Origin of the sequence: Mesorhizobium sp. M7D.F.Ca.US.005.01.1.1 (genome assembly GCF_003952545.1) — a bacterium.
In the GTDB taxonomy this organism is placed as follows: Bacteria; Pseudomonadota; Alphaproteobacteria; order Rhizobiales; family Rhizobiaceae; genus Mesorhizobium; species Mesorhizobium loti.
Genome location: NZ_CP034453.1, coordinates 2,913,420 through 2,938,972, shown reverse-complemented (window position 1 = coordinate 2,938,972; position 25,553 = coordinate 2,913,420). Strand labels below are relative to the sequence as shown.

23 protein-coding genes are annotated in these 25,553 nt (G+C 63.8%); 8 read left to right on the top strand and 15 right to left on the bottom strand.

Annotated elements, in window-relative coordinates:
• Positions 1-145: 145 nt before the first annotated feature.
• From murQ to EJ076_RS14010, 7 genes are all read left to right on the top strand, one after another.
• Positions 146-1,069 (top strand): N-acetylmuramic acid 6-phosphate etherase, encoded by a 924-nt coding sequence (gene murQ, locus EJ076_RS14040; RefSeq protein ID WP_126068272.1) that lies wholly within the window; start codon positions 146-148, stop codon positions 1,067-1,069.
• Between the two features lie 122 nt (positions 1,070-1,191).
• Positions 1,192-2,709 (top strand): ABC transporter substrate-binding protein, encoded by a 1,518-nt coding sequence (locus tag EJ076_RS14035; protein WP_126068271.1) that lies wholly within the window; start codon positions 1,192-1,194, stop codon positions 2,707-2,709.
• Between the two features lie 34 nt (positions 2,710-2,743).
• Positions 2,744-3,703, top strand: coding sequence for an ABC transporter permease (locus EJ076_RS14030; protein WP_126068270.1), 960 nt, complete (start codon positions 2,744-2,746; stop codon positions 3,701-3,703).
• Entirely contained in the window at positions 3,703-4,542 is an 840-nt protein-coding gene (locus EJ076_RS14025; protein WP_126068269.1) for an ABC transporter permease, read from the top strand. The genes EJ076_RS14030 and EJ076_RS14025 overlap by 1 nt, the downstream gene beginning before the upstream one ends.
• Positions 4,539-6,287, top strand: a complete 1,749-nt coding sequence (locus EJ076_RS14020) for an ABC transporter ATP-binding protein (RefSeq protein ID WP_126068268.1) — start codon at positions 4,539-4,541, stop codon at positions 6,285-6,287. Before EJ076_RS14025 ends, EJ076_RS14020 begins: the two co-directional genes overlap by 4 nt.
• Positions 6,284-7,291: a serine hydrolase gene (locus EJ076_RS14015; RefSeq protein WP_126068267.1), complete on the top strand. Its 1,008-nt coding sequence runs from the start codon at positions 6,284-6,286 to the stop codon at positions 7,289-7,291. Before EJ076_RS14020 ends, EJ076_RS14015 begins: the two co-directional genes overlap by 4 nt.
• A complete protein-coding gene (locus EJ076_RS14010; RefSeq protein ID WP_126068266.1) occupies positions 7,291-8,406 on the top strand; it encodes an anhydro-N-acetylmuramic acid kinase in 1,116 nt (371 codons plus the stop codon). The genes EJ076_RS14015 and EJ076_RS14010 overlap by 1 nt, the downstream gene beginning before the upstream one ends.
• Here the strand turns inward: EJ076_RS14010 and EJ076_RS14005 are convergent, their stop codons facing one another.
• From EJ076_RS14005 to EJ076_RS13995, 3 genes are all read right to left on the bottom strand, one after another.
• Positions 8,407-8,832, bottom strand: coding sequence for a GNAT family N-acetyltransferase (locus EJ076_RS14005; RefSeq protein WP_109663250.1), 426 nt, complete (start codon positions 8,830-8,832; stop codon positions 8,407-8,409).
• Between the two features lie 68 nt (positions 8,833-8,900).
• Positions 8,901-10,292 carry a sigma-54 dependent transcriptional regulator gene (locus EJ076_RS14000; RefSeq protein WP_126068265.1) on the bottom strand — a complete coding sequence of 464 codons (1,392 nt, stop codon included), beginning with the start codon at positions 10,290-10,292 and terminating at the stop codon, positions 8,901-8,903.
• A complete protein-coding gene (locus EJ076_RS13995; protein ID WP_126068264.1) occupies positions 10,289-12,109 on the bottom strand; it encodes a sensor histidine kinase in 1,821 nt (606 codons plus the stop codon). Before EJ076_RS13995 ends, EJ076_RS14000 begins: the two co-directional genes overlap by 4 nt.
• A 310-nt stretch (positions 12,110-12,419) precedes the next feature.
• Between EJ076_RS13995 and EJ076_RS13990 the strand changes: the two genes are divergently transcribed.
• The gene (locus EJ076_RS13990; protein WP_109661885.1) at positions 12,420-13,748 is read left to right on the top strand and encodes a dicarboxylate/amino acid:cation symporter; all 1,329 of its coding nucleotides are present in this window, start codon (positions 12,420-12,422) and stop codon (positions 13,746-13,748) included.
• A 68-nt stretch (positions 13,749-13,816) separates the two neighbouring features.
• Here EJ076_RS13990 and EJ076_RS13985 read toward each other — a convergent pair whose 3' ends face one another.
• The 12 genes from EJ076_RS13985 to EJ076_RS13930 form a co-directional block, all read right to left on the bottom strand.
• A complete protein-coding gene (locus tag EJ076_RS13985) occupies positions 13,817-14,845 on the bottom strand; it encodes an ROK family protein (protein ID WP_126068263.1) in 1,029 nt (342 codons plus the stop codon).
• Entirely contained in the window at positions 14,842-15,564 is a 723-nt protein-coding gene (locus EJ076_RS13980) for a ribulose-phosphate 3-epimerase (RefSeq protein ID WP_126068262.1), read from the bottom strand. Before EJ076_RS13980 ends, EJ076_RS13985 begins: the two co-directional genes overlap by 4 nt.
• The gene (locus EJ076_RS13975; RefSeq protein WP_126068261.1) at positions 15,561-16,394 is read right to left on the bottom strand and encodes an alpha/beta hydrolase; all 834 of its coding nucleotides are present in this window, start codon (positions 16,392-16,394) and stop codon (positions 15,561-15,563) included. Before EJ076_RS13975 ends, EJ076_RS13980 begins: the two co-directional genes overlap by 4 nt.
• Positions 16,394-17,212 (bottom strand): sugar phosphate isomerase/epimerase, encoded by an 819-nt coding sequence (locus EJ076_RS13970; protein ID WP_126068260.1) that lies wholly within the window; start codon positions 17,210-17,212, stop codon positions 16,394-16,396. The genes EJ076_RS13975 and EJ076_RS13970 overlap by 1 nt, the downstream gene beginning before the upstream one ends.
• Entirely contained in the window at positions 17,212-18,288 is a 1,077-nt protein-coding gene (locus EJ076_RS13965; RefSeq protein ID WP_126068259.1) for a Gfo/Idh/MocA family oxidoreductase, read from the bottom strand. The genes EJ076_RS13970 and EJ076_RS13965 overlap by 1 nt, the downstream gene beginning before the upstream one ends.
• Before the next feature lie 11 nt (positions 18,289-18,299).
• Positions 18,300-19,121 carry a sugar phosphate isomerase/epimerase gene (locus EJ076_RS13960; protein WP_126068258.1) on the bottom strand — a complete coding sequence of 274 codons (822 nt, stop codon included), beginning with the start codon at positions 19,119-19,121 and terminating at the stop codon, positions 18,300-18,302.
• 63 nt (positions 19,122-19,184) lie between these two features.
• A complete protein-coding gene (locus EJ076_RS13955; RefSeq protein ID WP_126068257.1) occupies positions 19,185-20,027 on the bottom strand; it encodes a carbohydrate ABC transporter permease in 843 nt (280 codons plus the stop codon).
• Positions 20,028-20,032: 5 nt separating this feature from the next.
• Positions 20,033-20,929, bottom strand: a complete 897-nt coding sequence (locus EJ076_RS13950; protein ID WP_126068256.1) for a sugar ABC transporter permease — start codon at positions 20,927-20,929, stop codon at positions 20,033-20,035.
• A 132-nt stretch (positions 20,930-21,061) separates the two neighbouring features.
• On the bottom strand, positions 21,062-22,309 hold the full coding sequence (locus EJ076_RS13945; RefSeq protein ID WP_109661866.1) for a sugar ABC transporter substrate-binding protein: 1,248 nt from the start codon (positions 22,307-22,309) through the stop codon (positions 21,062-21,064).
• Positions 22,310-22,419: 110 nt separating this feature from the next.
• Positions 22,420-23,565 carry an ABC transporter ATP-binding protein gene (locus tag EJ076_RS13940; RefSeq protein WP_109661864.1) on the bottom strand — a complete coding sequence of 382 codons (1,146 nt, stop codon included), beginning with the start codon at positions 23,563-23,565 and terminating at the stop codon, positions 22,420-22,422.
• Between the two features lie 89 nt (positions 23,566-23,654).
• The gene (locus EJ076_RS13935) at positions 23,655-24,605 is read right to left on the bottom strand and encodes a PfkB family carbohydrate kinase (RefSeq protein ID WP_126068255.1); all 951 of its coding nucleotides are present in this window, start codon (positions 24,603-24,605) and stop codon (positions 23,655-23,657) included.
• A 3-nt stretch (positions 24,606-24,608) separates the two neighbouring features.
• Positions 24,609-25,409 (bottom strand): class I fructose-bisphosphate aldolase, encoded by an 801-nt coding sequence (locus EJ076_RS13930; RefSeq protein ID WP_023756676.1) that lies wholly within the window; start codon positions 25,407-25,409, stop codon positions 24,609-24,611.
• Positions 25,410-25,553 lie beyond the last annotated feature (144 nt).

Genomic DNA, 25,553 nt, shown 5'->3' with positions numbered 1-25,553 from the left:
CCAATTTTTTGTTGACTGTATGAATATAAAATTCTAAAAAGTTAACAAAGAAAACAGGGCAGCGACGACGGACCTTGGTCCGTGTGTGCTGGCGCTGGTTGGCCTTGCTGTTCCGGCTGTGCCGCATGGTTTTGAAAGCAAGCTAATGACCGAGCAAGGGTTGATGTCCGAACTGGACCGGCTGGTTTCCGAGGGCCGGAACCCGAGGACGATGGACATCGACCTGCTGCCGACCATCGACGTGTTGCGCAAGATCAACGACGAGGACAAGGTCGTTCCGGCGGCGGTCGAGAAGGTCGTGCCCGAGATTGCGGCCGCGGTGGATCGGATCGTGCTTGCCTTCCAGAAAGGCGCGCGGCTTGTCTATATGGGTGCCGGCACCAGCGGCCGGCTCGGCGTTCTCGATGCCTCGGAGTGTCCGCCCACCTTCGGCGTGCCCGAAGGCATGGTGGTGGGCCTGATCGCCGGTGGCCCCGACGCGCTGGTGCGGTCGACGGAAGGCGCCGAGGACGATCCGAAAATGGGCGCCAGGGCGTTGCAGGAGATCGGGCTCACATCAAACGATGTTGTGGTCGGCATCGCGGTCAGCGGCCGCACACCCTATGTCATCGGCGGGCTGAACTATGCCCGGCAGGTGGGCGCAACGACGGTCGCCCTGTCCTGCAATCCGGCGTCGACCATTGCCGGCATCGCCGACATTGCCATCTCGCCGGTCGTTGGTCCGGAAGTGCTCACCGGTTCGACCCGGCTGAAATCGGGAACCGCGCAGAAGCTGGTGCTCAACATGCTGACCACCGCCTCGATGATCCGCATCGGCAAGAGCTATGAGAATCTGATGGTCGACCTTAACCCCTCCAACAAGAAGCTGGTTGCCAGGGCGATCAGGATCGTCATGCACACCACCGGATGTGCTGCGCAACAGGCCAAGCAGGTGCTCGCCCAGACCGGCAATGATGTGAAGCTGGCGATCCTGGTCACGAACACCGGCATGGGGGTCGAAGAGGCGCGCGCGGCGCTCGGCAAGGCCGGAGGCTTCCTGCGAAAGGCAATCAGCAACGAGACAGCATGAAGCGCATGAGACAAGACGGCGTGAAGCCGCATAGACTGGGCCGATACTCCAAACCATGTGTGTCTTGGAAGCGGTCGGCGGAAACTGCAAGGCATCAAGTCAAATCAAAATGGGAGACGACAATGATAGGGCATCTCACAAGAACACTGCTGTCGGGTATCACGCTGGCCGCGATGCTCGGTATCGCCACGGTTTCGACGCAAGCGGCAACGCTGCATATGGCCTGGTCGCAGGACGCCACCGGGCTTGACCCGCACAAGCAGACGGCGTTTTCATCGCTGCGGCTGCTGGAGCTGATCTATGAGCCGCTGGTGCGGGTCGATGCCAGCCTGCAGATCATCCCCGCCATCGCCACCTCCTGGGAATTCTCCAAGGACGGCAAGGCGCTGACCTTCAAGCTCGATTCCAAGGCGAAATTCCAGGACGGCACCGCCGTGACCTCGGCCGACGTCAAGGCATCGTTCGAGCGCATCCTCGACGAGAAGACCGGGGCTGCCGCTCGCGCCAACTTCCTGTCGATCGCCAGCATCGACACACCGGATGCAGCGACCGTCGTCTTCCATCTGTCGCAGCCGGATGCGCCGATCCTGACGGCGATGAGCGACGTCAACGCGGCCATCGTCCCGGCAAGCGAAATCAAGGCCGGGTCGATCGGCACCAAGGCGGTCGGCTCCGGCCCGTTCAAGCTCGACAAATGGGATCCCAACGCCAAGGAAGTCTTGAGCGCCAACAAGGACTGGGCCGGCGGCGCTACCGGCGTCGACGGCATCGAGATCAGCGTGCTGCCGGACGAAGCGGCGATCCTGGCCGCCATGCGCACCAAGCAGATCGATTTCGCGCTGCTCAACGATCCGCTGGTCGCGACGCTGGTGCCAAAGGAGGCCAGCCTCCAGCTGAACCGCGTGCCGGTGCTGGCCTATCACGTGCTGCAGCTCAATCCGTCGCGCAAGCCGATGACCGAGCTGAAGGTGCGCCAGGCGATCTCTTGCGCCATCGACCGGCAGGAAGTGCTCGACACCGCTTCGCTCGGCGAAGGCAAGGTCACCGGACCGCTGACCATCCCGGCGCTCGCGACCGAGCCCAGCCAGCTGTTTTGCTACAAGCGCGACGTCGACAAGGCCAAGAAGCTGATGGCAGAGGCCGGCTATGCCGATGGCTTTTCGGCGACTGTGATCGGCGCCACCGGCGAACCGCCGACGGCGGCGGCGGAAGCACAGGTCATCCAGTCGCAGCTCGCTGAAATCGGCGTCAAGCTCGACATCAAGATGATGGAGCTCAACGTCTATGTCGACGCCTGGCTGAAGGGCGATTTCGATATGGCGATTGCGCTCAATGGCGGCCGCGCCGACCCCTACACCATGTACAACCGCTACTGGACCAAGGCGGGCAATCTGCAGAAGGTGGCGAACTACATCGACGACACGCTGGACAGCCAGATGCAGCAAGGCCGCGCCGAGACCGATCCGGCGAAGCGCAAGGTGATCTTCGCCGAATTCGAGAAGCACCTCGCCGAAATGTCACCGTGGATCTGGCTCTACACGTCCTACAGCTATACGGCCCAACAGAAGAACATCGCCGGGTTCGTGCCGACGCCGACGGGCACGCTGTTCAGCCTGAGCAAGGTTACCATCCAGCAGTAGCCGCCGCAGGCATTGGACGAGAGGACTTCTTCGCGTGAACTATCTGATGCGACGACTGGCGACGTTTCCTCTCGTCCTGCTTGGCGTGTCCATCCTGGTCTTCGTGGCGATCCGGATGGTGCCGGGCGATTCGATCACGGCCATGCTCGGAACAGAAGCCGGCCTGCTGACGCCGGCACAGCGGGACTCGCTCGCTGCCTATTTCGGCATCGACCAGCCCTGGTTCATCCAGTACTGGCGCTGGATAGGCGGCATCCTGCACGGCAATCTCGGCATCTCGGTCACCTATGGCAGGCCGGTGCTCGACGTCATCATCGAGCGCTTCCCGCTGACGCTCGAGCTGGCCGTCCTGTCGATGATCATCGCGCTCGTCGTCGGCATGCCTGCCGGGATCTTCGCCGCCACGCACAATGAGAAACTGTCCGATCTGGGCGTGCGCATCGTCGCCATGATCGGCCAGTCGACGCCGAGCTTCGTGCTCGGCCTGCTGATCATCTACACGCTGTCGGCCGGCTTCGGCGTGCTGCCGGCGATGGGCGAATTCGCGCCGCTCTGGCAGGATCCCTTGCGCAATCTCAGCCAGCTGATCCTGCCTGCAATCACGCTCGGCTTTGCCTTCGCGGCGTCCGTCACCCGCATATCGCGCTCGGCGATGCTCGACGTGTTGAGCGACGACTATGTCCGCACCGCGCGCAGTAAGGGCGCCTCGGCGCGCAGCGTCATCTGGCGGCACGCACTGCCCAACGCGCTGATCCCGGTGGTGACGCTGAGCGGCATCGAATTCGGCTACCTCCTGGGCGGCGCCGTCATCGTCGAGCAGATCTACGCCCTGCCGGGGCTCGGACGCATGGTGCTCGACGCGATCCTGCAGCGCGATTATGCGCTGGTGCAGGGCAGCGTTCTGTTCATTGCCTTCAACTTCATGATCGTCAATCTCCTGGTCGACCTCGCCTATGTCGCGCTCGATCCGCGCATCCGGCTGGGAGAGTCCTGATGCGCATGCTGCGCGCCATCTTCAGCCACGGCAGCGGCCGCATCGGCGGCGTCATCGTCGGCGTCTATCTGCTGGTCGCCGTCCTCGGCATGCTGGGGCTGACGCCGCACAATCCCATCACGCAATTCCGGGTCGACCGGCTGCATGCGCCCAACAGCGCCTACTGGATGGGCACCGACCTGTTCGGCCGCGACGTGGCCAGCCGGCTGATGGCGGGCATCGGCCAGTCCTTCACGGTTGCCTTCTTCTCGGTGGCCTTCGCCACCCTTGCCGGCACGGTTCTCGGGCTGGCCGCCGCCTGGCTCGGGCGCCGCTGGGACGGCGTCGTGATGCGGATCATGGATGTGCTGCTGGCCTTCCCTGCCATCCTTTTGGCGCTGCTCATCGTCACCGTTGCCGGACCGGGCACGTGGACCAGCATCGTTGCCATCGGCATCGTCTACACGCCGATCTTCACCCGCGTGGTGCGCGGCCCTGCTCTGTCGCTCAAGGCGCGCGAATTCGTCGACGCCGCGCGCACCTTCGGCAGCAGTTCGTCCTACATCGTGACGCGGCACCTGCTGCTCAATCTGGTGGCGCCGTTGACCGTTCAGGTGACGCTGGCGCTGGCGTGGTCGCTTTTGACCGAAGCCGGCCTCAGCTTCTTGGGTCTCGGCACGCAGCCGCCCTCCGCATCGCTCGGCCTGATGCTGAGCGACAGCCGCAATCTGATGGAGACCGCGCCCTGGCTGATGATCTTCCCCGGTCTGGCGATCATGATCAGCATCCTCGGCTTCAACCTGCTTGGTGACGCCTTGCGCGATATCCTCGACCCGAGGATGCGGAGGGCGCCGGCATGAGCCCGCTGCTGTCCGTCAGCGACCTGCGCGTCGGCTTCGGCCGCAATCCGCAAGCCAATGAGGTGGTGCGCGGCGTCAGCTTCGACCTCGCCGATGGCGAAACACTTGCCATTGTCGGCGAAAGCGGTTCGGGCAAGTCCGTCACCGCGCTGTCGATCAATCGCCTGATCGATTTCGGCGGCGGGCGCATCACCGGCGGCGCCATGAAACTGAAGCGCGCCGACGGTAGCCTTTTCGACCTGATGACCGCCACCGAACCGCAACTGACCGGCATTCGCGGCGCCGAGATCGGCATGATCTTCCAGGAGCCGATGACCTCGCTCAATCCGGTGCTGACCATCGGCTCGCAGATCGAGGAATCGTTTCGGCTGCACCGCGGGTTGACAGGCAGGCAGGCCACCGCAGCGGCCAAGGATGCGCTCGACCGCGTGCGCATTCCCGATGCCGCGCGGCGGCTGAAATACACGCCCAATCAACTGTCCGGCGGCATGCTGCAACGGGTGATGATCGCCATTGCGCTCGCCTGCAATCCGCGCCTGCTCATCGCCGATGAGCCGACGACGGCGCTCGACGTCACAGTGCAGGCGCAGATCATGGCATTGCTGGCCGAACTGAAGCGGGAAACCGGCATGTCGATGATCTTCATCACGCATGACATCGGCCTGGTCGCCGGTATCGCCGACAAGGTGATGGTGATGCAGAACGGGCAGGCCGTCGAACAGGGCGAGTTGAACCAGATCCTCGACAATGCGCAGCACCCCTACACGCAGCATCTGCTGCAGGACGTGCCGCACTTCACCAATGGCAGCACGACGCGTTCGGACGGACGGCGCGACAAGGGCGCAAGCACGGAACCGGCCTTGAAGGTCGACGGTCTGGTGGTGCGATTTCCCCTGAAGAGCAGTTTCCTCAGCCGCGCCACCGGCGCGGTGCACGCCGTCGACGGCGTCGATTTCGACCTGATGCCAGGCGAGACGCTGGCCATCGTCGGCGAGAGCGGTTCGGGCAAATCGACCACCGCGCGCGCCGTGCTGGGCCTGGTGCGGTCGACGCGCGGCAGCTTCTCGGTCGGCGCCCGAAAGGCTTCCGCCGAGCAGAGCGCCCTGCCCGTGCAGATGGTGTTCCAGAATCCTTATGCCTCGCTCAACCCGAGGCTCAGCATCGAGAGCATCCTGGCCGAACCGGTGATCGCCACCGGCGGCCGCGTGGATGCTGAAGCGAAGGCCAGGATGGCGAGCCTGCTGGAACGCGTCGGCCTGCCGAAAAACAGTCTGGAACGCTACCCCCACGAATTCTCCGGCGGCCAGCGGCAAAGGCTGTGCATCGCCCGCGCGCTGATGCTCAACCCTTCCGTGGTCGTTCTCGATGAAGCGGTTTCGGCACTCGATGTCTCGGTGCAGGCCAAGGTGCTGGAACTGCTGGTCGACCTGCAGCGCGAGTTCGGCCTCGCCTATCTGTTCATTTCGCACGACATGGCTGTCGTCGAGCGGATCGCTCACCGCATCGCCGTCATCTATGCCGGCCAGATCGTCGAGATCGGCGACGCGACCTCGGTGCTGTCGAAGCCGAAGCACTCCTATACGAAGAAGCTGATCGCCGCCGTTCCGACCATCGACCGCCGCCACGAGCATTTCGAACTCGACACGCGCCAGGTTCCGTCGCTGGTGCGCCCACAGGGGTTCGAGCCGGCGCCAGCGAGGTGGGAGCAGTTTGGGCGGGATCACATGGCGAGGGCGGAAGCGTGAGCGCGGCAGCCCAGCTCTTCGACCGCGCATTCCAACCGCTAGCAGCAGCGGTTTCCGCCAAGCGAATCCCAGGCGGCGTGCTCGGCATTGTCGATAAAAGCGGCAGCCGTATCATCCGATCAATCGGCTCCGCGCAACTCGCGCCAAAGCCGCGCCCCATGCAGGACAACACCTGGTTCGACCTGGCATCGCTGACCAAAGTCATCTTCACCACGCCGCGCATCCTGGCGTTGGGGGAAGACGGCGTCATCGATCTCGATGCGCCGCTGGTCTCCGCCCTGCCGGATCTTCGCCAGTATGATGCCGAAGCCTGGGAACGGAAGGTGACGTTTCGCCAATGCCTCGGACACCAGACGCCATTTCCGGCGGTCGAGCCGATCTACACTTACGGACGCGATCCCGAGCTGCTGCGCGCCTTCATCCTGCAGCGCGAATGGCGAGCCCGCGATCCCGTTTATTCCGACATCAACTTCATCCTGCTCGGCTTCGCGCTGGAGCGGCTGTCAAGCAAGACCATCCACGACATGGATCCTGGCCCCGGCTTTGCCTGGTCAACGGAGCCCGATGTCGCCGCAGCGACAGAGGACTGCACTTGGCGGCACCGCGTGTTGTCCGGCAAAGTCCACGACGACAATTGCTCGGCGCTGCAAGGTGCGGGGCATGCCGGCCTGTTCGGAACAGCCGCTTCCGTCCTCGATTTCGCGCAAGGGCTGCTGACCGGCACCGGCGCATCCGAAGGTTCGATCGCACTGATGCGCGCACCTTTGTCCGCCACCCGCACCCATGGCTGGGAGCGTCCCTATGAGGGCTGGTCCGGCGGGACGTTGTGCAGCCCGGGAACCATTGGCCATACCGGCTTTACCGGCACCGGGCTGTGGATCGACTTCGACAAAGGCAAGGCCTGGACCTTGCTCACCAACAGGATCCATCCGACACGTCATTTCGACAGCGGAATCGTTCAGCTTCGGCAAGCGGTCGGTGATCTCATGAATGGAGCTCAATGATGAAACCAATCTGGGCCGTCGGCCTGATGACCGGCACCGTGCTCGACGGCAACATCGACGTTGCCCTGATCAAGACCGATGGCGAGCGCATCGAGGATTTCGGCACCTATCGGCTGATGCCTTATCCCGCGTCGATCCGCTCCCTGCTGGAAGAGACGCTGACGGCGGCGAGAGCCTGGAATTTCGTCGGGCCGGAGCCGACGATTTTTCGCACCGCGGAGGAAGCCCTGACACGTGCCCAGTCGGCGGCGGTCAAGGAATTGGTCGAAAGCTATGGCATGACGATGGCCGATATCGGCGTCGTCGGTTTTCACGGCCAGACCGTGCTGCATCGCGCGCCGCAGGTCGGACGTCTCGGCCAGACCCGGCAGCTCGGCGACGGCGAGCTGATGCACGCCCTGTTGGGCACCAAGGTTGCCTACGATTTTCGTTCGGCCGACATGCGCGCCGGCGGGCAAGGCGCGCCGCTGGCCGCTGCCTATCACACCGCGCTGATGCGCAGCGCCGGCGCCAGTGGCGAGGTGGCGGTGCTCAATCTCGGCGGTGTCGCCAACATCACCTGGTGGGACGGCGCCGACAATGTCATTGCCTTCGACACCGGACCGGCCAACGCGCCGCTCAACGATTTCATCAAGTCGAAGGGGCTCGGCGACATGGACCGCGACGGCGCACTTGGCCGCACGGGAACGGTCGACGAGGCCCGGCTCGCCAAGCTGCTGCAGCATCCTTACATGACCAAGCCCTATCCCAAATCACTGGACCGTTTCGACTTCGGTGCCGCGATGGCGGACGGCCTGAACGTCGAGGACGGTGCCGCCCTGCTCACCGCCTTCACCGCCGGCGCCGTCGGCAAGGCGCTCGACCTTCTGCCACACCGGCCTAGAAAATTGGTGGTCAGCGGCGGCGGCCGCCACAACCCGACAATGATGGCAATGCTGGCCAGCCGCGCCGGCGTCGAGGTGGTGCAGGCCGAAAGCCTCGGCTGGAGCGGCGACGCGGTCGAGGCTGAGTGCTTTGCCTTCCTCGCGGTTCGCGTGCTGCGCGGCCTGCCGATCAGCTTCCCGAGCACCACCGGCGCGCCGCAACCGATGCGCGGCGGGAAGCTTGCTGGCTGATCAGGCAAGCAGTTTCTTCTGCAGGAAAATACGACTGCGGCCAGCGGGGAAATCGGCAAGCGCGCCAAAAGGCTGATAGCCCTGGCGCTGATAGACCTTGGCGGCGTTTGGACTGAAGGTATCAATCCAGGCATTGTTGCAGCCGCGCGCAACGGCTTCCTGCTCAGCCGCGTCCAGCATTGTGCCGGCCATGTGCCGGCCGCGCAGCCGCTCATCGACCCACAGCCATTGCACGTAAAGCCAGCCCCAGGCGGTGTAGCCCGAAATCCCAGCGACCACCGCGCCCTCCTCATCGCGCACGAACACGGCAAGCGCCTTCCTTTCGGAAGCGCCGACATCGCCGTCGTTGAACGCCGTCAGACGTTCGCCGAGAAAGGCGAGTTCCTCCGGCAAGGGATTTGCTGTCGTTTCAAGTGCTGTTTTCATGGCTTCTTCCGAGATGCGCAACTGGATACGAACCAAGCGTTACGAAGAGCAGCGCGCTTGCGCAATGTCTATACCTGTCCCCGAACAGGGTGCGCATCCGCATCGCCGCCATTGCGAAATTCGGACGCGGCAATGCCGTAGCGCTTGAGCTTGTCGTAGAAGGTCTTGCGCGGCACGCCGAGCGCGTCGATGGCGCCGCGCACATCGCCGCCATGGTCACGCAGCGCTTCGCGGATGAGTTGCGCCTCGTAGTGGCCGACCCGTTCGGGCAGTGTGGCCTCTGGCTCCGGCAAGTGTGCGGGAACCGCCTTCGTCTCATCCTCCGGTCCGAGACCGAGCGCGACGCGGTCGGCGAAATGGGCGAGCTCACGCACATTGCCCGGCCAGGCGTGCGACTGGAGATGATCGCTGACCGCGGCGTTTACCTTCGCGACAGGCCGGCCGAACCGTTCCGCCGCCTTGCCGAGGAAATGCCCGAACAGCATCGGGATGTCGCCGCGCCGTTCGCGCAGTGGCGGGATGCGCAGCGTCACCACGTTGAGGCGAAAATAGAGATCCTCGCGAAAATCGCCGCGCTCGTCCTCCCGGCCGAGATCGACCTTGGTCGCCGCGACGACCCTGAGGTCGACGCGCCTGATATCGTTCGAGCCAAGCGGTGTGACGCTGCGGGTTTCGAGCACCCGCAGCAGCTTGACCTGGAGGGCCGGCGGCATGGATTCGATCTCGTCGAGGAACAGCGTACCGCCGCTGGCGTGCTCGATGCTGCCGATGCGTCGCCGCTGCGCGCCGGTGAACGCGCCCGCCTCGTGGCCGAACAACTCGCTTTCGATGACGGTCTCCGGCAGGGCGCCGCAATTCAGCGCGACGAAGGGTTTTGCGCGGCGCCGGCCCCATCTGTGCAGCAGGTCCGCCACCACTTCCTTGCCGGTTCCCGTCTCCCCTTCGACCAGCACGTCGACATCCATGTCGGCAATCTGGCGCAAGGTCTCGCGCAGCCGCCGGATGGCCGGCGCCTCGCCGATCAGCGGCAGGCCGTCGGCGGCCAGTGCCGCGGCTTCGCGCAGGCGGCGGTTCTCCATCACCAGACGCCGTTTCTCCGATGCCCGTTTCAGCGCCTCGACGAGGCGATCGCCGGCATAGGGTTTCGGGATGAAATCGTAGACGCCGTCCTTGAGCGCCGCCACCGCAAGATCGACGTCGCCATGCCCGGTGACCAGGATCACCGGTATGTCGGGGTCGATCGCCTTGATGCGATCGAACAGCTGCAGCCCATTCATGCCCGGCATGCGGATGTCGCTGACAACAACGCCTTCGAAGTTCCTGTCGACGACGGCAAGTGCTGCCTCGGCAGCGTCGAGCGCGGCCACCGCGAAGCCGGCAAGCTCGAGCAATTGCGTGGTGGCGTGCAGCAGGTCCGCGTCGTCGTCGACAAGCGCGACCAGTCCTGATCCCTCAATCATTCAATTCGCCTCAGGTCGATGGTGAAGGAAGCGCCACTGGCGCTGCCGGGATCGAGCCGCAAGGTGCCGCCCAATTCCTGGGCGATCTCCTGCGAGATCACCAGCCCGAGGCCAAGCCCCTTCTCCTTGGTGGTCTGGAACGGCATGAACAGATTGCCGGCCGCCTCCGGCCTGAGACCGGGGCCGTTGTCGCGCACCGAAATCAGCACCCTGTCGTCGCGCTCGGCGAGTTCGATCTCGACGCGGGGATCGGGCTGGTCCTTCATCGCGTCCAGCGCATTCTGCAACAGATTGACCAGTATCTGCTCCAACCGGATGCGGCTCGCCATGACCACCGGTGACGCGGTGCCGCGCGGCTTGACGATGGTCACGCCGGAATCGCGGATACGCCCCGACAGTAGCGACAGCGCGCCGTCGATCGCCTCGCGCACCGGCAGAGGGGAGGCAGCAGTGCCGGGCCGGCGGGCAAAGGTGCGCAAGGTGCTGGTGATCGCGCCGATACGTTCGGTCATCGAAACGATCGACGTCAGATTGCCCCTGGCCGATCCGGTCTTGCCACTGTCGAGCAAGCGGCCGGCATTCTCGGCATAGGTACGGATCGCGGCGACCGGCTGGTTGATCTCATGCGCCACGCCGGCCGCGATCTGGCCGAGAATGGAAAGCCGGTTGGCCTGGGCGAGATCGTCGCGCAGCCGGCGGACCCTGGCCTCGGCATTTTCACGCTCGGCGATTTCGCCTGCAAGTGCGGTGTTGGAGCGCGTCAGCTCGGCCGTTCGCGTGCTCACGCGGCTCTCCAGTTCGACATTCATCCGCGCCAGCGCCTCCTGCCGCAGCCGGCGTGTGCGGCGGCGGCGGGTGAGCACGTAGGCAAGCAAGCCCGTCAGCAGCAGCCCGAGCAGTGTGGTCAGGCGTGCCGTATTGGCGGCAGACGAGAGGGCAGCGTCGGCAGGCGTCAGCAGCCAGAGACGCCAGCCAGGGACCGCACCGGGCAGATCCTGCACGACCTCGACGAACTGGCGTGGTTTTCCGGCGCTGTCGATCGTTGCCAGGCCGTCACCGGCGCCGCGTCGCAGCGGCAGGGGTTCGAAACCGGCATCGGCCAGCTGAAGCTGGTCATGGGCGGCGGCGGCGTCTTCGGCGGAGAGCGGCGCCAGCGCGTGAAACCGCCATTCGGGCTGGCTGGTGGCCAGCACGACGCCGTGTTCGTCGGTGACGAAAACAAGGAACCCGCTGGAGCGCCAATTGGCTTCGACGCCATCGAGCTCGACCTTCAACACCGCGACGCCAAGCGGCTTGCCGTTATCGTCGACGCGGCTCGAAAGGTAGAGTCCCGGCCGTCCGCTGATCGTGCCGAGCCCGTACTGGCTGGCGCCGCCGTCAGTCATCGCTTCCCTGAAATAGTGACGAAAATTATAGTCGATGCCGACAAAGCTGGTCGGCTCGCCGGCATTGCTGGCTGATATGGCGATGCCCGCCGTGTCGATGACATAGATGGCGGACGCCGAAGCATCGCCGGCAATCGCCTTGAGTTTGTCGTTGAGGGCTTTTTCTTCCATCTTTCCGGCCCGGCGCAGGGCGCCGCGCACCGCATCGTCGCGGGCAAGGACCAATGGAACCAGGCGCTGCTTTTCGATTTCGCCGGTCAGGGTTCCCGCCGCCAGCGGCAGAGCGGCAAGTGCTGTGTCGCGCAGATTGTCGGCCGCCTGGCCGGAGGCGATGCGCCCGGCGATTGCGATCGCGCCGGCCAGAAGGGCAAGGGCGACGACCACGACAAGCCAGCGGCCATCGCGCAGCCGGGCCACCGCCTCGCGCAGCAACTCATGGCCGGCAAATCCTTGGGATTCGCTATCGGTGCCTGCCTGCGGCGTCTGCCCTCTCCCTTTTTGCTCGCGGCCTTATGGCCAGTGTAATGCGAAAATCCGCCCAGGCAAACGCTGCCTGTGCGGAAATCCGCACAGACATTGCCCGCGCGACCTCTGACAAAGGCGGAAATGCAGGGATTCCGGCCTTTCCCCGATCTGGCACGACGCTTGCAAAAGTCCTGGCTAGCGGCGTGCGACCGGAGCGCCGCGATGGGAGAAGTCACGCAGGGCGGTGCATTCCGCCCCATCCGGCAGGGAGAGTTCGATGCACATCGCAGACCAATCAGGCGCGTCTTCCGCGCAGCGCAAGCCTTTCTATGCCCAACTCTACGTGCAGGTGCTCGTCGCGATCACCGTCGGCATCCTGCTCGGCCATTTCTATCCGTCCGTCGGCGAGAGCATGAAGCCGCTCGGCGACGCCTTCATCAAGCTGGTCAAGATGATCATCGCCCCGGTCATCTTCCTGACCGTGACGACGGGCATTGCCGGCATGAGCGACCTGCAGAAGGTCGGGCGTGTCGCCGGTAAGGCGATGCTCTATTTCCTTACCTTCTCGACGCTGGCGCTGATCATCGGCCTCGTCGTCGCCAATGTCGTACAGCCGGGCGCCGGCTTCAACATCGACCCGGCGACACTCGACGCCTCGACCGTCAACACCTACGCCGCCAAGGCGCACGACCAGTCGGTCACCGGCTTCCTGATGAACATCATCCCGACGACCATCGTCGGCGCCTTCGCCGACGGCGACATCCTGCAGGTGCTGTTCTTCTCGGTGCTGTTCGGCATCGCGCTGGCGCTGGTCGGCGACAAGGGCACGCCCGTCCTCAACTTCCTGCAGGCACTGACGACGCCGATCTTCAAGCTGGTCAGCGTACTGATGAAAGCCGCCCCCATCGGTGCCTTCGGCGCCATGGCCTTCACCATCGGCAAATACGGCATCGGCGCGGTCATCAACCTCGCCATGCTGGTCGGCACCTTCTACGTGACGTCGTTTCTGTTCGTGTTCGTCGTGCTGGGGGCTGTCTGCCGCTACAACGGCTTCTCCATCCTGTCGTTGATCCGCTACATCAAGGAAGAGCTGCTTCTGGTGCTGGGCACCTCCTCGTCTGAAGCCGCCCTGCCCTCGCTGATGGAAAAGATGGAGAAGGCCGGCGCCAAGCGCTCGGTGGTCGGTCTGGTCATCCCGACCGGCTATTCCTTCAACCTCGACGGCACCAACATCTACATGACGCTGGCGGCGCTGTTCATCGCGCAGGCGACCAACATCCACCTGTCGATCGGCGACCAGATCCTCCTGCTGCTGGTTGCCATGCTCTCGTCCAAGGGTGCGGCCGGCATCACCGGGGCCGGCTTCATCACGCTTGCCGCCACGCTGTCGGTGGTTCCAGCTGTGCCGGTCGCCGGCATGGCGCTGATCCTCGGCGTCGACCGCTTCATGTCGGAGTGCCGGGCGCTGACCAACTTCGTCGGCAATGCCGTCGCCACGCTGGTGGTGGCGCGTTGGGAAGGTGAACTCGACGAAGCCAAGCTGGCGAGAGCGCTGGCGGGCACGGCGGATGACAGCCTGCCGGCGGATATCGTACCCGCCGAGTAATCCGCGCGGTCAATGCGTAAAAGGCCGGAGGCGTGCTGCCTCCGGCCTTTGTCATGCAGGTCGCAACGTCAGACGGCGCCGGTCTTGGTCAGCGGCGTGTCCGGATATGTGCTTGGACCGACAGGCCTGCGGGCTACCAAAGTGCCCACATCATCGAACAGGACGAGGCTGGCGGCGCCGACCAGCCCGGCATGGCGGCCGAGCTGGGCCTGCACCACCGGCACGTCGCGATAGGCGCGCATGGCGCGTTGCCGGATGGTCGCCTCGATGACCGGATGCATCAGGTCGAGGCCATTGGCGATGCCGCCGCCGACAACCAGCACGTCGGGCGAATAGAGATGCAGGAGATTGGTGAAGCCGACGCCCAGCCAGCGCGCTTCCTCCTCGAGCAAGGCCAAAGCAAGAGCGTCCTGCAGCCGTGCCGCCTCGACGACATGGCGGCCGGTCACCTCCGCATCCGCCGACAGCCGCCGCAAGGCCGAGCCGTCGCCTACAGCCGTCGCGGCGTTGGCGCGGCGGCCGAGCGCGGTGCCCGAGGCGATGGCCTCGAAGCAGCCGACGACGCCGCAGACGCAACGCTCGCCTTCATTGGTGATGGTCATATGGCCGATCTCGGCGGCAAGGCCACGGCGCCCGTGCAGGATGCGCCCGTCGACGACGACACCGCCGCCGATGCCGGTGGAAACCGTGACGAAGACCAGCGAGCGAGCGCCATGGCCGGCGCCGAAGCGCCATTCGCCGAGCGCCGCTGCGTTGGCATCGTTCTCCAGCCGCACCGGCAGGCCGAGCCGCCGCTCGAGGATGTCGGCCAGCGGTACGTCCAGCCAGCCGGCGAGCGTCGGTGGACCGACGGCGATGCCGGCCAGTGGGTCGAGCGGTCCCGGCGCACCGACGCCGACGCCGACCACGGCGAGCCCTGGCGCCTCGGCATGGACGGTCGCCGCGAGCGCCTCGATCTGGCCGATCACCACATCGGGGCCGGCCTGCGCCTGCGTCGGCACCGCAGCGAATGCCAGGATCTTGCCGTCGCGGTCGACCAGGGCGGCACGAAGCTCCGTCCCACCAAGATCGATCGCAAGGGCGGCTTCTGTTGTCATGCCGCGACCTTCAAGCCATGCAGCCAGCCGATGCGGCCGGCGAGATCCTTGTCGCCGAAGGCGAGCGAACCGAGAACCACCGTCTCGGCACCGGCGGCACGCAGCAACGGCACGGTCTCGTGGCGGATGCCGCCGTCCGCCGCCAGAACCACTTCCGCTTCGCGGCCGGCCTTTCTCAAGATGGCGCGGGCAGCGCCCAGCCTGTCGCAGGCCTTATCCGATAGGCTCTGGCCCTTGACGCCGATTGCGGTTCCCAGAAGCGTGACGAAAGCGACCTCGGAAACGAAAGGCGTCACCGTCTCGACCGGGGTCTCCAGCCTGAGCACGACGCCCGCCTCGGCGCCGAGTTCGCGTGCCAGTCGCACGGCGCGCAACCCCGCTTCGCCATTCTCGGCATGGACGCTGATCATGTCGGCGCCGGACTCGATGAACTGGCGCGTCTGCGCCTCGACGATTGCGGCATCGACCATCAGGTGGACATGGATGGGCTTGGCCGTCAGCCCGGCAATGCGGGCGACGAGGTCGGGGAAGAACAGGAAGGACGGGGCGAAGTGACCGTCCGCCACATCGATGTGGTGAAGATCGACATAGGGCTCGATACGCCTGAGGTCGCTCTCGAAATTGGCGAGATTGGCCGACCACAGCGAGAATTCGGCGATCATGCGATCGCGTGGCAATGCGGCGATGGCGGCCGGGCCGGAGAGAGGTTTCGAGATCATGATTGGTCCTGGTTGTTAAAACGATCTTCGAGGAAGCTGCCGATGGCGGCGCGGATTTCGGCGAAATGGCGCTCCTTGTCGGTGGCCTTCGGCGTCACCTCCGCAAAGGCAGCGTTGGGGATGGCGTCGGCGAGGCTGCGCGCGGTCGCCAGCGGATGTACGAGATCGATGCCGGTGCCGATGACGAGCGTGGGCGTTTTGAAGCCAGCGGCTTCGGCCCGTGTCACGCCAGGCCCATCGTTTGCGATCGATTGCATCACCTCGGCGAAAACGGCGGCGTTGTCGCGCGCGAAGAAGCCGAGCAGGGAAGCAAGGTTGTCCGGCGCCTCGGTGCGAAAGCGTGCGGCAGTCGCGGAAGCGGCGAAGATATCCCGCCCTTCATCTAGTTGACGGCTGCGGATAAGCTCCGCCACTTCCGCGTAGGGGAGCATGTTTTGCGGCGCCGCATCGAAAGCCCAGGCAGGGCGAACAAGCACCAAACCCAGGATGCGGTCCGGGTGCCGGGCGGCAAGCCGCAAGGCGATGGCCGCGCCCATCGAAATACCGCCGGCGACGAAACGATCGATCCCGGCCGCATCGGCGGCGGCCAGCACATCATCGGCGAACATCCCGATCGAAAAGGAACGCTTGCTGCCAGCCCCGGAGCCGCCCTGCGCGCGGCATTCGATGGTGAGCCGGCGGTATGACGGGCCATCGGGAAAGTTCTGCGCGACCTGCGCTGCGTCACCGCCGAGACCATGCTGAAAAACGACGGGAAGCCTGCCCTGCCCCGTGTCGAAGACACGAAGTGCCGCATCGTCGCGAAGCAGGATCGTTGGCGCGGCGCCCATCAGAGGAGCCTCCGTAGAAAGGCGGCGACGCCGGGGGCTTCGTCGGCGGACAGTCCGTGGGTGACAAGCGATCCCTCGAAGCCCGCTGCCTTCAGCCGTGAAACAAAATCCGGAAAATCGACGATGCCTTGCCCTGATGTGGCGAACCGACCGTCACCATGACGGTCCTTGGCGTGCGCCATGGCGATATGGCCGGCGGCCTCGTCGATGGCTGCGGCGACAATGGCGCGCGCCTCGTCCGGCGTCGCGTGCTCGAACAGGTTCGCCGGATCGAGCACGATCTTCAGATGCTTCGATCCCATCTCGGCGATCAGCCTGGTCGCATCCCTGGCCGAGGTGACGATGTTGGCCTGTTCGGGCTCGATGCCGAGATCGACGCCGGCGGCTTCGGCCAGTGCCAGCGCCTTCGCCATCTCTGCGGCCATGTCGAACCAGGCGGCCGGCGCGGCATTGTCGGGGTGATAGGCCCACTGATCGGCGGCGTTGCGCGAGCCGGTGCAGAGCGTGACCAGCGGGATGTCCAAGGCAGCAGCCGCCTCGATGACGACGGCCAGGCGCCTGAGGCCGTCGTCGCGAACGGCCTTGTCGGGATGCGCCATGTTGTAGGTGCCCGACAGTGCCGCAAGGGAAACACCGGTCGATTGCGCGGCGGCACGGATGGAAGCGACAGCTTCCGCCGGCACCGCATCCGGCATCGACGGCAGGCCGGCACAGGCGAGATTGAACTGCGTCGTCTCATAGCCCGCCTGCCGGACGGCCGCGAGCACCGCAGCTGGCTCAATCCCCGGAAAAGTCTTAGCGAAGATGCCGAGACGCATCACACCGCTCCCGAAACCGAGGCGAGTTCGACCCGTTCACCGGTCTCGACCGAGCGGGCGATGGCGACCATGGCGCGGATCGACGCGATGCCGTCCTCGACATTGGCGCCGCGCATCGGCGTGCCTTCCAGCACCGTTTGGGCAAGACCTTCCAGCTGGCGGCGGAAGAAATGGCCGTCGGCGCCGAGCGGCTTGTGGGCGGTGGCGGTCTTCTCGTGAAAGATCTCGACCTCGCTGGCGCGGAAGTACCAGGGGTTGAAGGTCCTGGCGATGACGGAACCGTTCTCGCCATAGAGCTGAAAGCCTTCGTGCCAGTCCATGCGAACGGCGACGGTCAGGTCGAGATGGCCGAGCGCGCCGCTGGCGAACTCGGTCTCGACGAACCAACAATAGGCGCCGAATTTCTCATTGAGCCGGGCGCGCACGGCGACGATATCACCGCACAGGAAACGCGCCGTGTCGACGAGATGCGAGCCGTGCGCCAGCATGAAATACTGCCTGAGATCGGCCTTCGGATTTCCCGCCGGCTTCCTCGCCAGCTTGCTGGTGACGGGCAGCGGCTGCACGGCATCGGTGTTGGTGTAGCGGTGGGTGGAATCGCAATACCAGGCCTTCAGCGCCAGCACCTCACCGATCTCGTCGTGGACGAAGTCGCGCGCCGCCTCCAGCGCCGGATCGAAGCGTTTCATGTGGCCGACCTGCAACACCTTGCCCGAGCGCCTGACCGCCTCGGCTAGCGCCTCGCCTTCCTCGACCGAGGTGCCGATCGGCTTTTCACACAGAACATGCTTGCCGGCATCGAGCGCCTTGATCGACATCGGCACGTGATAGGCGTCCGAGGTGGCGACGATCACGGCTTCCAATTCGGGATCGGCGAGCATCGCATCATAGTCGGCATAGATCTTCTGCGGCTCGTAGGTGGCGCCCATGCGGGCGAGCAGGTCGGGTGCCGCGTCGCAGATGGCGTAGAGGTCGGCATTGCCGGCCTTGACGCAGGATTCCAGATGCGCGAACTGCGCGATGGGGCCGCAGCCGAGCACGCCAACCCTGAGGCGTCTGTCCTGTTTCTTGATCATCGTCTCGTTCTTCAGGCGCCGTAGGAGCGCATCGTCTGGCGGTTGGTCTTCACCGCGCCGGCGGGATCGGCGGCGGCCGTCTCGGATTCCTCCTCCAGCACCAGCCAGCCGTTGAAGCGTGGCGCGGTGCCTGCAATCTCGATGACCGCAGGCGTGTCGCAGACGCCCTTGCCGAGCATGGCCCAGATGCCGTTGGCATCGACGTCCTTCAAGTGGATGTAGCGGATGCGGTCGCGGTGGGTGCGCAGCGTGTCGGCCATATCCTTGTGGCCGCGCAATATATGGCCGGTATCCGGCACCCAGCCGACCAGATCGGGGTCGAGCAAGGCGAAGATCGTGTCGTAGTCGGCGCGGTCGAACAGCAGCGTGTTGTGGTGCGAACTCGGATGCACCGCGACCTGGACGCCGGCCTTGCGCCCGAGCTCGCCGGCTTTGTTGTAGACTTCGGCCGCGATGGCGAACTTGCCGTCGCGCGGACCGTCGGAGACCACCGTCGCAGAGCCCATCGACACCAGCGCGCCAGGAAATGCGGAGGCGAAGTCGATCCAGCGCTTGGCGGTTTCGAGGTCGGCGCCGATCTCCTCTGCGAGGGTGAAACCGCTCTTCGAGCCGAAGGCGAAGGAGACAAGAGTAAGGCCCGATGACTTCAGTGCCGCGGCGAATTGCGACGGCCTGTCGGCATAGCGGCCGATCATGGTGTCGGTGATCTCGATGCCGGAATAGCCGCCGTCGGCAATTGCCTTCAAGAGATCGTCGGGGCCGCCGGTAAAACGGTTGCCGAGCATTTCCCAGGTGAAGGTCTGGCAGCCGACTTTGAGGTCTTTCACGTTCATACTTTCATTCCTTGATACCGCTTATTGCTTGATGCCACTCTGCGTCGCCGTGGGAAGGACATCCTATTTCACCGAGCCCGCGGTCATGCCGGCGAGGAAGTACCTCTGGGCAACGAGGTAGATGAGCAAGAGCGGTAGCGAGCCGAGCACGCTCATCGCCATCATCTGGTTCCATTCGAAGGCGTGCTGCCCCATCAACAGCTGGATGCCGATCGGGACGGTGCGCATGGACGTTGACTTCGTCAGCGTCAGCGCAAAGAGAAATTCGTTCCAGCACAACAGGAAGGTGTAGACCGACGTCGCCACGATACCAGGCAGTGAGATCGGGACGATCACCCGCCAAAGCGCTGTCCAACTGCTGCCGCCATCGACAGCCACGGCTTCATCGAGATCGCGGGGCAAGGTGTTCAGATATCCCGTCATCAGCAGGATCGCGTACGGCAGTGTAAACACCAGGTAAGTCAGGATCAGTGCGACGTAGGTATCGAAGATACCGTATGAGACAACAAGCCCGAAGAAGGGGATCAAAAGTGTGATCGGCGGAATCGTCTGCGTGCTGATGATGATTGTGTTCAGGCTGCCCTTGCCGCGGAAGTTGAAGCGGCTGAACCCGTAGGCCGCCAGCAAGGCGATCAGGACCGTCAGCACGGTCACCGATCCCGCCACGAAATAGCTATTGAAGAAGAAACGCAGCTTTACCGGGTCGCCAAGGATGGCTGCATACGCTTCCAGCGTGAAGGCCTTTGGCAGGATGGTCGGTGGCAGGGCAAAGATTTCGGTGTTCGACTTGAACGAGCTGCTGAGCATCCAGTAGATCGGGAAGGCTGCGAAGAACAGTCCAGCCGCAAGAGCAACATGCAGCGCGACGGTGATCAGCTTGTCTTTGCCAGAGTTTCGTTTCCTCATGGTGACTACCGAGCCTTCTGATAACGGATGTAGAACAGCGTCAGGCCGAGAGAGATCAGCAGGATGACCACGGCGCTCGCCGACGCCTGTGACAGGTTGTAGCTCGAAAACGCCAGCTTGTACGTGTAGGTGCTGAGGACCTCGGTCGAGTAGATCGGGCCACCGCCCGTCGTTATCCAGATTAACGGGAAGACCTGCATGGTCCAGATGAAGTCGAGCAGCGAGATGCTGATGATGATCGGCATCAGCTGCGGGATGGTGATGAAGATCAGCTTCTGGTAGCCTTTCGCCCCATCGATATCGGCGGCCTCGTAGAAGTCCTTGGGAATGCCCTGCAAACCCGCGAGCAGGCTGACCATGAAGAGCGGATAGCCCGCCCAGATATTGGCAAAGGTGACGGCGTGCAGCGCGGTCTGAGGCGAGGAAAACCATTCGACCTTGGAACCGATGATGCCGATTTGCATGAGAATGCTATTCACGACACCGTTCGGCTCAAGCAGGAGGCGCCAGATCACGGCGATAATCACCGCGGTGAACAGCCAGGGCAGTATGTAGAGCACGCGCAGAATATTGCGCAGCGTCGGATTGATGCGGTCGCTGTTCAGCATGAGCGCGAAGGCCATGCCGATGGTCATGTGGAAAATGACACTCATGCACGTGAAGTAGAGCGTGTGCCACAGCGAAGCCCAGAACACGGGGTCGTCGAAGATCGCCTGGTAGTGTTTCAGTCCGGCAAAGGATGGGTCACGACGCAGCACCGCGCTGTTCTGGAACGAGTAGGCAATCACCGTCACCATCGGCAGCAGCATCAGAAGCCCGATGATGAGCAGCGAGGGCGACAGATAGAGGTAGGGTGCGACCGCTCGTTTCAGCTTGTGGTGGGAGCGCTTTTGCCGGGTCATGTGCCAACCTTGGGATACGCCTTCAAGAGAAGGTAAGCTTCAAAAACAGGTTCATCTCAAATTGCCGGTCCGTTGTTGCCGGGTGGCCTGCCCGAAGTCGGGCCACCCGGTCGAAGATAGCAAACAGGCCGATCAGAATTTCGCCATCCAGCCCTTCTGAGCGGCGGCTGCGGCTTGTTCGGGAGACTGCTCGCCGGCGAGCATCTTCTGGGCTTGCACGTCGAACTGGGTCATCAGGTCTTCAGCCACCGGCAGGCCCGTGAACTCATTGGCGAGATAACCGGTCTTGAAGATTTCAAAAGCCTTGCCGAAAGCCTTGTCCGAGGTCACGAAATCGGGCTTGGCGTTGACGTTGCCCGGGAAGGCGTTTGCAAGCGACACGAGCTTGGCGTTCACCTTTTCACTCATCAGATATTGGACGAGTTTCCAGGCCTCTTCCTGATGTTTCGAGGCAGCAGAGATGCCGATGCCCCAGGAGGCATAGGGGAGGCCGCGCTTGCCGGTATAGTTTTCCACGACCGGGACCGGGATGAGGTCGAAGTTCAGCTTGGGATTGCGCTTGCGGATGAGGTTCACATGCGCGAGCGAGTCGATCATCATCCCAACGCGGTCGTTGACGAACTCCTCGACCTTTTCCTGCTCGGTCTTGGTGGCGATGCCGGGCGAGATGGTGCCGGCGTCGTTGAGTGATTTGACGAAGGTGAGCATATCCACCACCGGTTTGCCCTCAAGGTCTGGCTTGCCGTTCGCCATCATCGACTGACCTGAAGCCCAAACCCACGACATCATGTCGTTCTGGACGCCGGATGGCGTTTGCAGCGACAGGGGCAGCACCCAGCCATACTGGTTCTTGTCGGCCTTCGTCATCTTCTTGGCGGCTTCGAGAAACTCCGCACGGGTCGACGGCAGCTTGGTCACGCCTGCCTGGGCGGCGAGGTCCAAATTCACGAAGACCGGATAGACGAAGGAAGCCACGGGAAACATCACCGCCTTGCCGTCCACCTTGATGATGTCCGCGACCTGGCTCTTGTCGAAGCCGCTCGCATCCATCATCGGATTCATGTCGGCGAGTGCGTTCTGCGCATTAAGATTGTTCACCCAGGCACCGTCGAGACCGACGACGTCGCTGAGCGTTCCGGTTGCAGCACCAACCGAGATCTGGTCTCGCGTGGTCGCGTACGGGCCGCTGACCAGCGTCACCTTGACTCCAGGGTTTGCGGCCTCGAAGTCATCCATGATTGCCCTGAGCGAGCCAGCCGGCAATTCGGGCTCCCACCATTGGGTGAATTCCAGCGTCGTGTCCGCCATGGCGCCGGTTGCGCCAAGCAACCATGCGGCCGCGGCTATTTTCAGCATCGCGGGTTTAATACGAAACATCATTTTCTCCTCCTTCTTTGGGATCGACCGCACAATGCGGACGATCGTCTGGTTATTCAGAAGTCTTCTTACGCAGGCGCCTCACCCTCGCCTGCGGGCCTTGTCGCGGATATTCAGATCGCCAGATGCGTCTCGGGATCGAAGAAATGGAGCTTGGCGTCATCCAGGGCCAACCGGATTTCCGAGCCGGAGCGGACTGTGCTGACCGGTTCGAATTTCGCCACCGCGTTCGACGCCAGGCCGAAATCCTGCACTGCGTCCGGGTCGCCGGAGTCCACTCGGACCGCGTCGATGTTGAGATGGACGATTTGTTCGGATCCAAGTTCTTCGATCGAGGTCACCTTTGCCGGTATCGTCTGATACTTGCGGCCGGATTCGAGGCTGCTGTCGTAGAGATCCTCCGGTCGTATCCCGAACACGACCTTGCGCCCCGCATACGACCTCAAGCCCGGCCTGCGCACGAAGGCTGCATCCTGCAGCCGGATGGCTAACGCGCCGGACATCAGTTCGTCGCCCGTCAGGGTCGCCTCGAAAAGGTTCATCGAAGGAGACCCGATGAAGCCGGCAACGAAGGCGTTCACCGGCGATTCATAGAGCCTCTTGGGTGTGTCGACCTGCTGCAGCACGCCGCCTTTCAACACCGCGACCCTGTCGCCCATCGTCATGGCTTCGGTTTGGTCGTGGGTCACATATATGGTCGTGACGCCGAGCTGCTTTTGCAGGCTGGTGATTTCGGCGCGCATTTGAACACGCAGTTTCGCGTCCAGATTGGAAAGGGGTTCGTCCATGAGAAAGGCTGCCGGCTCGCGCACCATGGCGCGGCCCATGGCAACCCTCTGACGCTGTCCGCCTGAAAGATTCGCAGGTTTGCTGTCCAGCAGAGACGTCAGTTGAAGGGTTTTGGCGATCTCATCCACGCGCTTCTTGCGCTCGGCCTTCGACTTGCCTGCCAGCCGCATGGAAAAGCCGATGTTTTCGAACACCGTCATATGCGGGTAGAGGGCGTAGCTCTGGAAGACCATCGCGATGTCGCGGTCCTTGGGCGGCATATCGACGACGTCGACGCCGCCGATCCGAAGGCTGCCGCTGGTGACGTCCTCCAATCCCGCGATCATCCGCAACGCGGTGGATTTGCCACAGCCGGAAGGTCCGACGAGAATCAAGAACTCGCCGTCCTCGACCGACAGGTTCAATTGGTCGATTGCGTGAAAATTGTTCCCGTATGTCTTGCAGATATTCTCAAGAACGACTTCTGCCATATTCCTCCCTCCACAAGTCTAAGCCACTGATTTTTATGATTATCCTCGGCCTATGTTCACCTGCGAAATATTTCCTCGGATAGTTCGGGCTATGTTCCGGTATCGAGCCGCGCATATTTCAGTTCGACTGCCGATGGCGCGTTCGTCGATGCCAGGAGTTCCGTGACCTGGTCGTCGGTCGGAAGCGCCTCGCGCCCGCCCCGCCCCGTTATCGAAAGGGCGGCCGCCGCGGCCGCGAATGCGACCCGGCCTGCGGTGTCGGCACCGCGCGTCAATGCAAGGGCATAGGCGCCGTGAAAGCAGTCACCGGCGCCGGTCGAGTCGACGACTGCAACCCGGTGCGGAGGCAGGTGCCAGAGCCCTGTCTCGTCGCGTCCGCGATAGTACACGCCCCTGCCGCCATCGGTCAGAACGACGGCGGATCGCGACGGCGACCACAATGCATCGAGCATCTCGGCGGGCAATCGGCAGCCCGTGGCGGTCCGCGCAAAGCCGATTGGAAGAATGAGATGGTCGCAGAGCGCGATCAGCCGCTCCGTGGCTGGGCCGCTGCTCCATTCGATATCGCCGAGGATCGCAAGGCCGAGATCGCGAGCCCGAGCCACGACATCCAGCGACCGGATCGCATAGCTATCGACTATCAGGACGGTCGCGCGGCTGAGAACCTCGCCCGGAAAGTCCGGCGCGGTGCCCAGCATCGCTTCGTCGTCATACGCGATGAACCGCTCCCCATCCGAACCGACGGTGATCCGCGAGTGCACCGGGCGCGCGTGCGGGTGGCGCGGCGCGAACGCGGTTTCAACGCCGCTCGCAACGAGATCGCACAACACGGCGTCGTCGGCAGCACTGCCCAGCCATCCGACGAACCCGGCGGTTCCGCCGAGCCGCGCGACGGCGGCAAGTGCCGTCGCGACATTTCCCCCGAAAGCTCGGGCACTTTGCAGAACCTTCCCCTTGCCCGCCGACAACGGCTGATCGACATAGACGATGTCGTCGATCGCAATAGCTCCGAAGCCGAGGATTGAAGGGACGGTGGGCATCGTTCAGGCACCCGCCTTCGCCAAGGCGTCTTGCGCCGAAAGGCCGTCATGGATGACGCCCCGAAAGGCAATCGCTGCCTTTTCCGGATCGCCATGCCCCCAGAGATTGCGGCCCACCACGGCACCGCGCGCGCCGGCACGGATGGCGTCCGCCGTCTGCTGAAGGGCGCCGAGCAGCGTGTCTGTCTTCGGACCACCGGCGATCACAACCGGCACCGGGCAGGTCCGAACGGTCTCTCGAAACGACTCGAAATCGCCGGTATAACCGATCTTGATCACGTCGACGCCGGACTCGTAGCCGATGCGTGCCGCATAGGCGATCTCGTCGGGGGTGAAGACGATTTTTGCCCCGTCGGTGAAATCGCGAGGGTAGATATGCGCCACCACCGGCATGCCGTAACGGGCCGCCGCATTCACCGAATCGGTCAGCCAGCGTATGTATTTGCCCTCGGTCGCGCCGCGCACCGGAATGGCCACGGCCAACGCATCGGCGCCAGCGCGCACCGCATCCTCGGGCGTTGCAATCAGTTCACTGATGCGATCGTCTGGGGTGAAGCAGCCGGCCTGGATCACCAGGGAAGCCTTGCCCGCGTATTGCGGCCATAGATGACGCGCGGTGCCAGGCTGGATGCTGACGTAGTCGGGTTTGCCCACCATGACGCGTGCAAGCGCGCCCGGCAGGTCGGCAAGACCTCCTTTGCGCACGTCGCCATAGCCGACAAAGTGGTCGACCGCGCCGCCAAAAAGATTTCCCGATGGGTGTGAGAAGAGGCGCGCCAGGCGCACCTTGGTTCCGAGGCTCATGAGTCCAAAACTCTCCAATCGATTGATTTAAAAACCCTGGACCCAGTGTTTGCGAAAGAAATGATAAATGCAATCTTTCGAAAGCTTTCGAATTCGCATATTTTTGGTAGAGTGAACCGAGGCCAGGGCGATCGCTTGGCGCAT

Coding starts and splice junctions, on each gene's coding strand:
- EJ076_RS13945 (WP_109661866.1), bottom strand. CDS start 22,309: ATGATGTTTCGTATTAAACCCGCGATGCTGAAAATAGCCGCGGCCGCA.
- EJ076_RS13955 (WP_126068257.1), bottom strand. CDS start 20,027: ATGAGGAAACGAAACTCTGGCAAAGACAAGCTGATCACCGTCGCGCTG.
- EJ076_RS13970 (WP_126068260.1), bottom strand. CDS start 17,212: ATGCGTCTCGGCATCTTCGCTAAGACTTTTCCGGGGATTGAGCCAGCT.
- EJ076_RS14000 (WP_126068265.1), bottom strand. CDS start 10,292: ATGATTGAGGGATCAGGACTGGTCGCGCTTGTCGACGACGACGCGGAC.
- EJ076_RS13960 (WP_126068258.1), bottom strand. CDS start 19,121: ATGAACGTGAAAGACCTCAAAGTCGGCTGCCAGACCTTCACCTGGGAA.
- EJ076_RS13990 (WP_109661885.1), top strand. CDS start 12,420: ATGCACATCGCAGACCAATCAGGCGCGTCTTCCGCGCAGCGCAAGCCT.
- EJ076_RS13980 (WP_126068262.1), bottom strand. CDS start 15,564: ATGATCTCGAAACCTCTCTCCGGCCCGGCCGCCATCGCCGCATTGCCA.
- EJ076_RS13940 (WP_109661864.1), bottom strand. CDS start 23,565: ATGGCAGAAGTCGTTCTTGAGAATATCTGCAAGACATACGGGAACAAT.
- EJ076_RS13975 (WP_126068261.1), bottom strand. CDS start 16,394: ATGGGCGCCGCGCCAACGATCCTGCTTCGCGACGATGCGGCACTTCGT.
- EJ076_RS13935 (WP_126068255.1), bottom strand. CDS start 24,605: ATGCCCACCGTCCCTTCAATCCTCGGCTTCGGAGCTATTGCGATCGAC.
- EJ076_RS14025 (WP_126068269.1), top strand. CDS start 3,703: ATGCGCATGCTGCGCGCCATCTTCAGCCACGGCAGCGGCCGCATCGGC.
- EJ076_RS14020 (WP_126068268.1), top strand. CDS start 4,539: ATGAGCCCGCTGCTGTCCGTCAGCGACCTGCGCGTCGGCTTCGGCCGC.
- EJ076_RS13930 (WP_023756676.1), bottom strand. CDS start 25,409: ATGAGCCTCGGAACCAAGGTGCGCCTGGCGCGCCTCTTCTCACACCCA.
- EJ076_RS14005 (WP_109663250.1), bottom strand. CDS start 8,832: ATGAAAACAGCACTTGAAACGACAGCAAATCCCTTGCCGGAGGAACTC.
- EJ076_RS13985 (WP_126068263.1), bottom strand. CDS start 14,845: ATGACAACAGAAGCCGCCCTTGCGATCGATCTTGGTGGGACGGAGCTT.
- EJ076_RS13950 (WP_126068256.1), bottom strand. CDS start 20,929: ATGACCCGGCAAAAGCGCTCCCACCACAAGCTGAAACGAGCGGTCGCA.
- EJ076_RS13965 (WP_126068259.1), bottom strand. CDS start 18,288: ATGATCAAGAAACAGGACAGACGCCTCAGGGTTGGCGTGCTCGGCTGC.
- EJ076_RS14035 (WP_126068271.1), top strand. CDS start 1,192: ATGATAGGGCATCTCACAAGAACACTGCTGTCGGGTATCACGCTGGCC.
- EJ076_RS14010 (WP_126068266.1), top strand. CDS start 7,291: ATGAAACCAATCTGGGCCGTCGGCCTGATGACCGGCACCGTGCTCGAC.
- murQ (WP_126068272.1), top strand. CDS start 146: ATGACCGAGCAAGGGTTGATGTCCGAACTGGACCGGCTGGTTTCCGAG.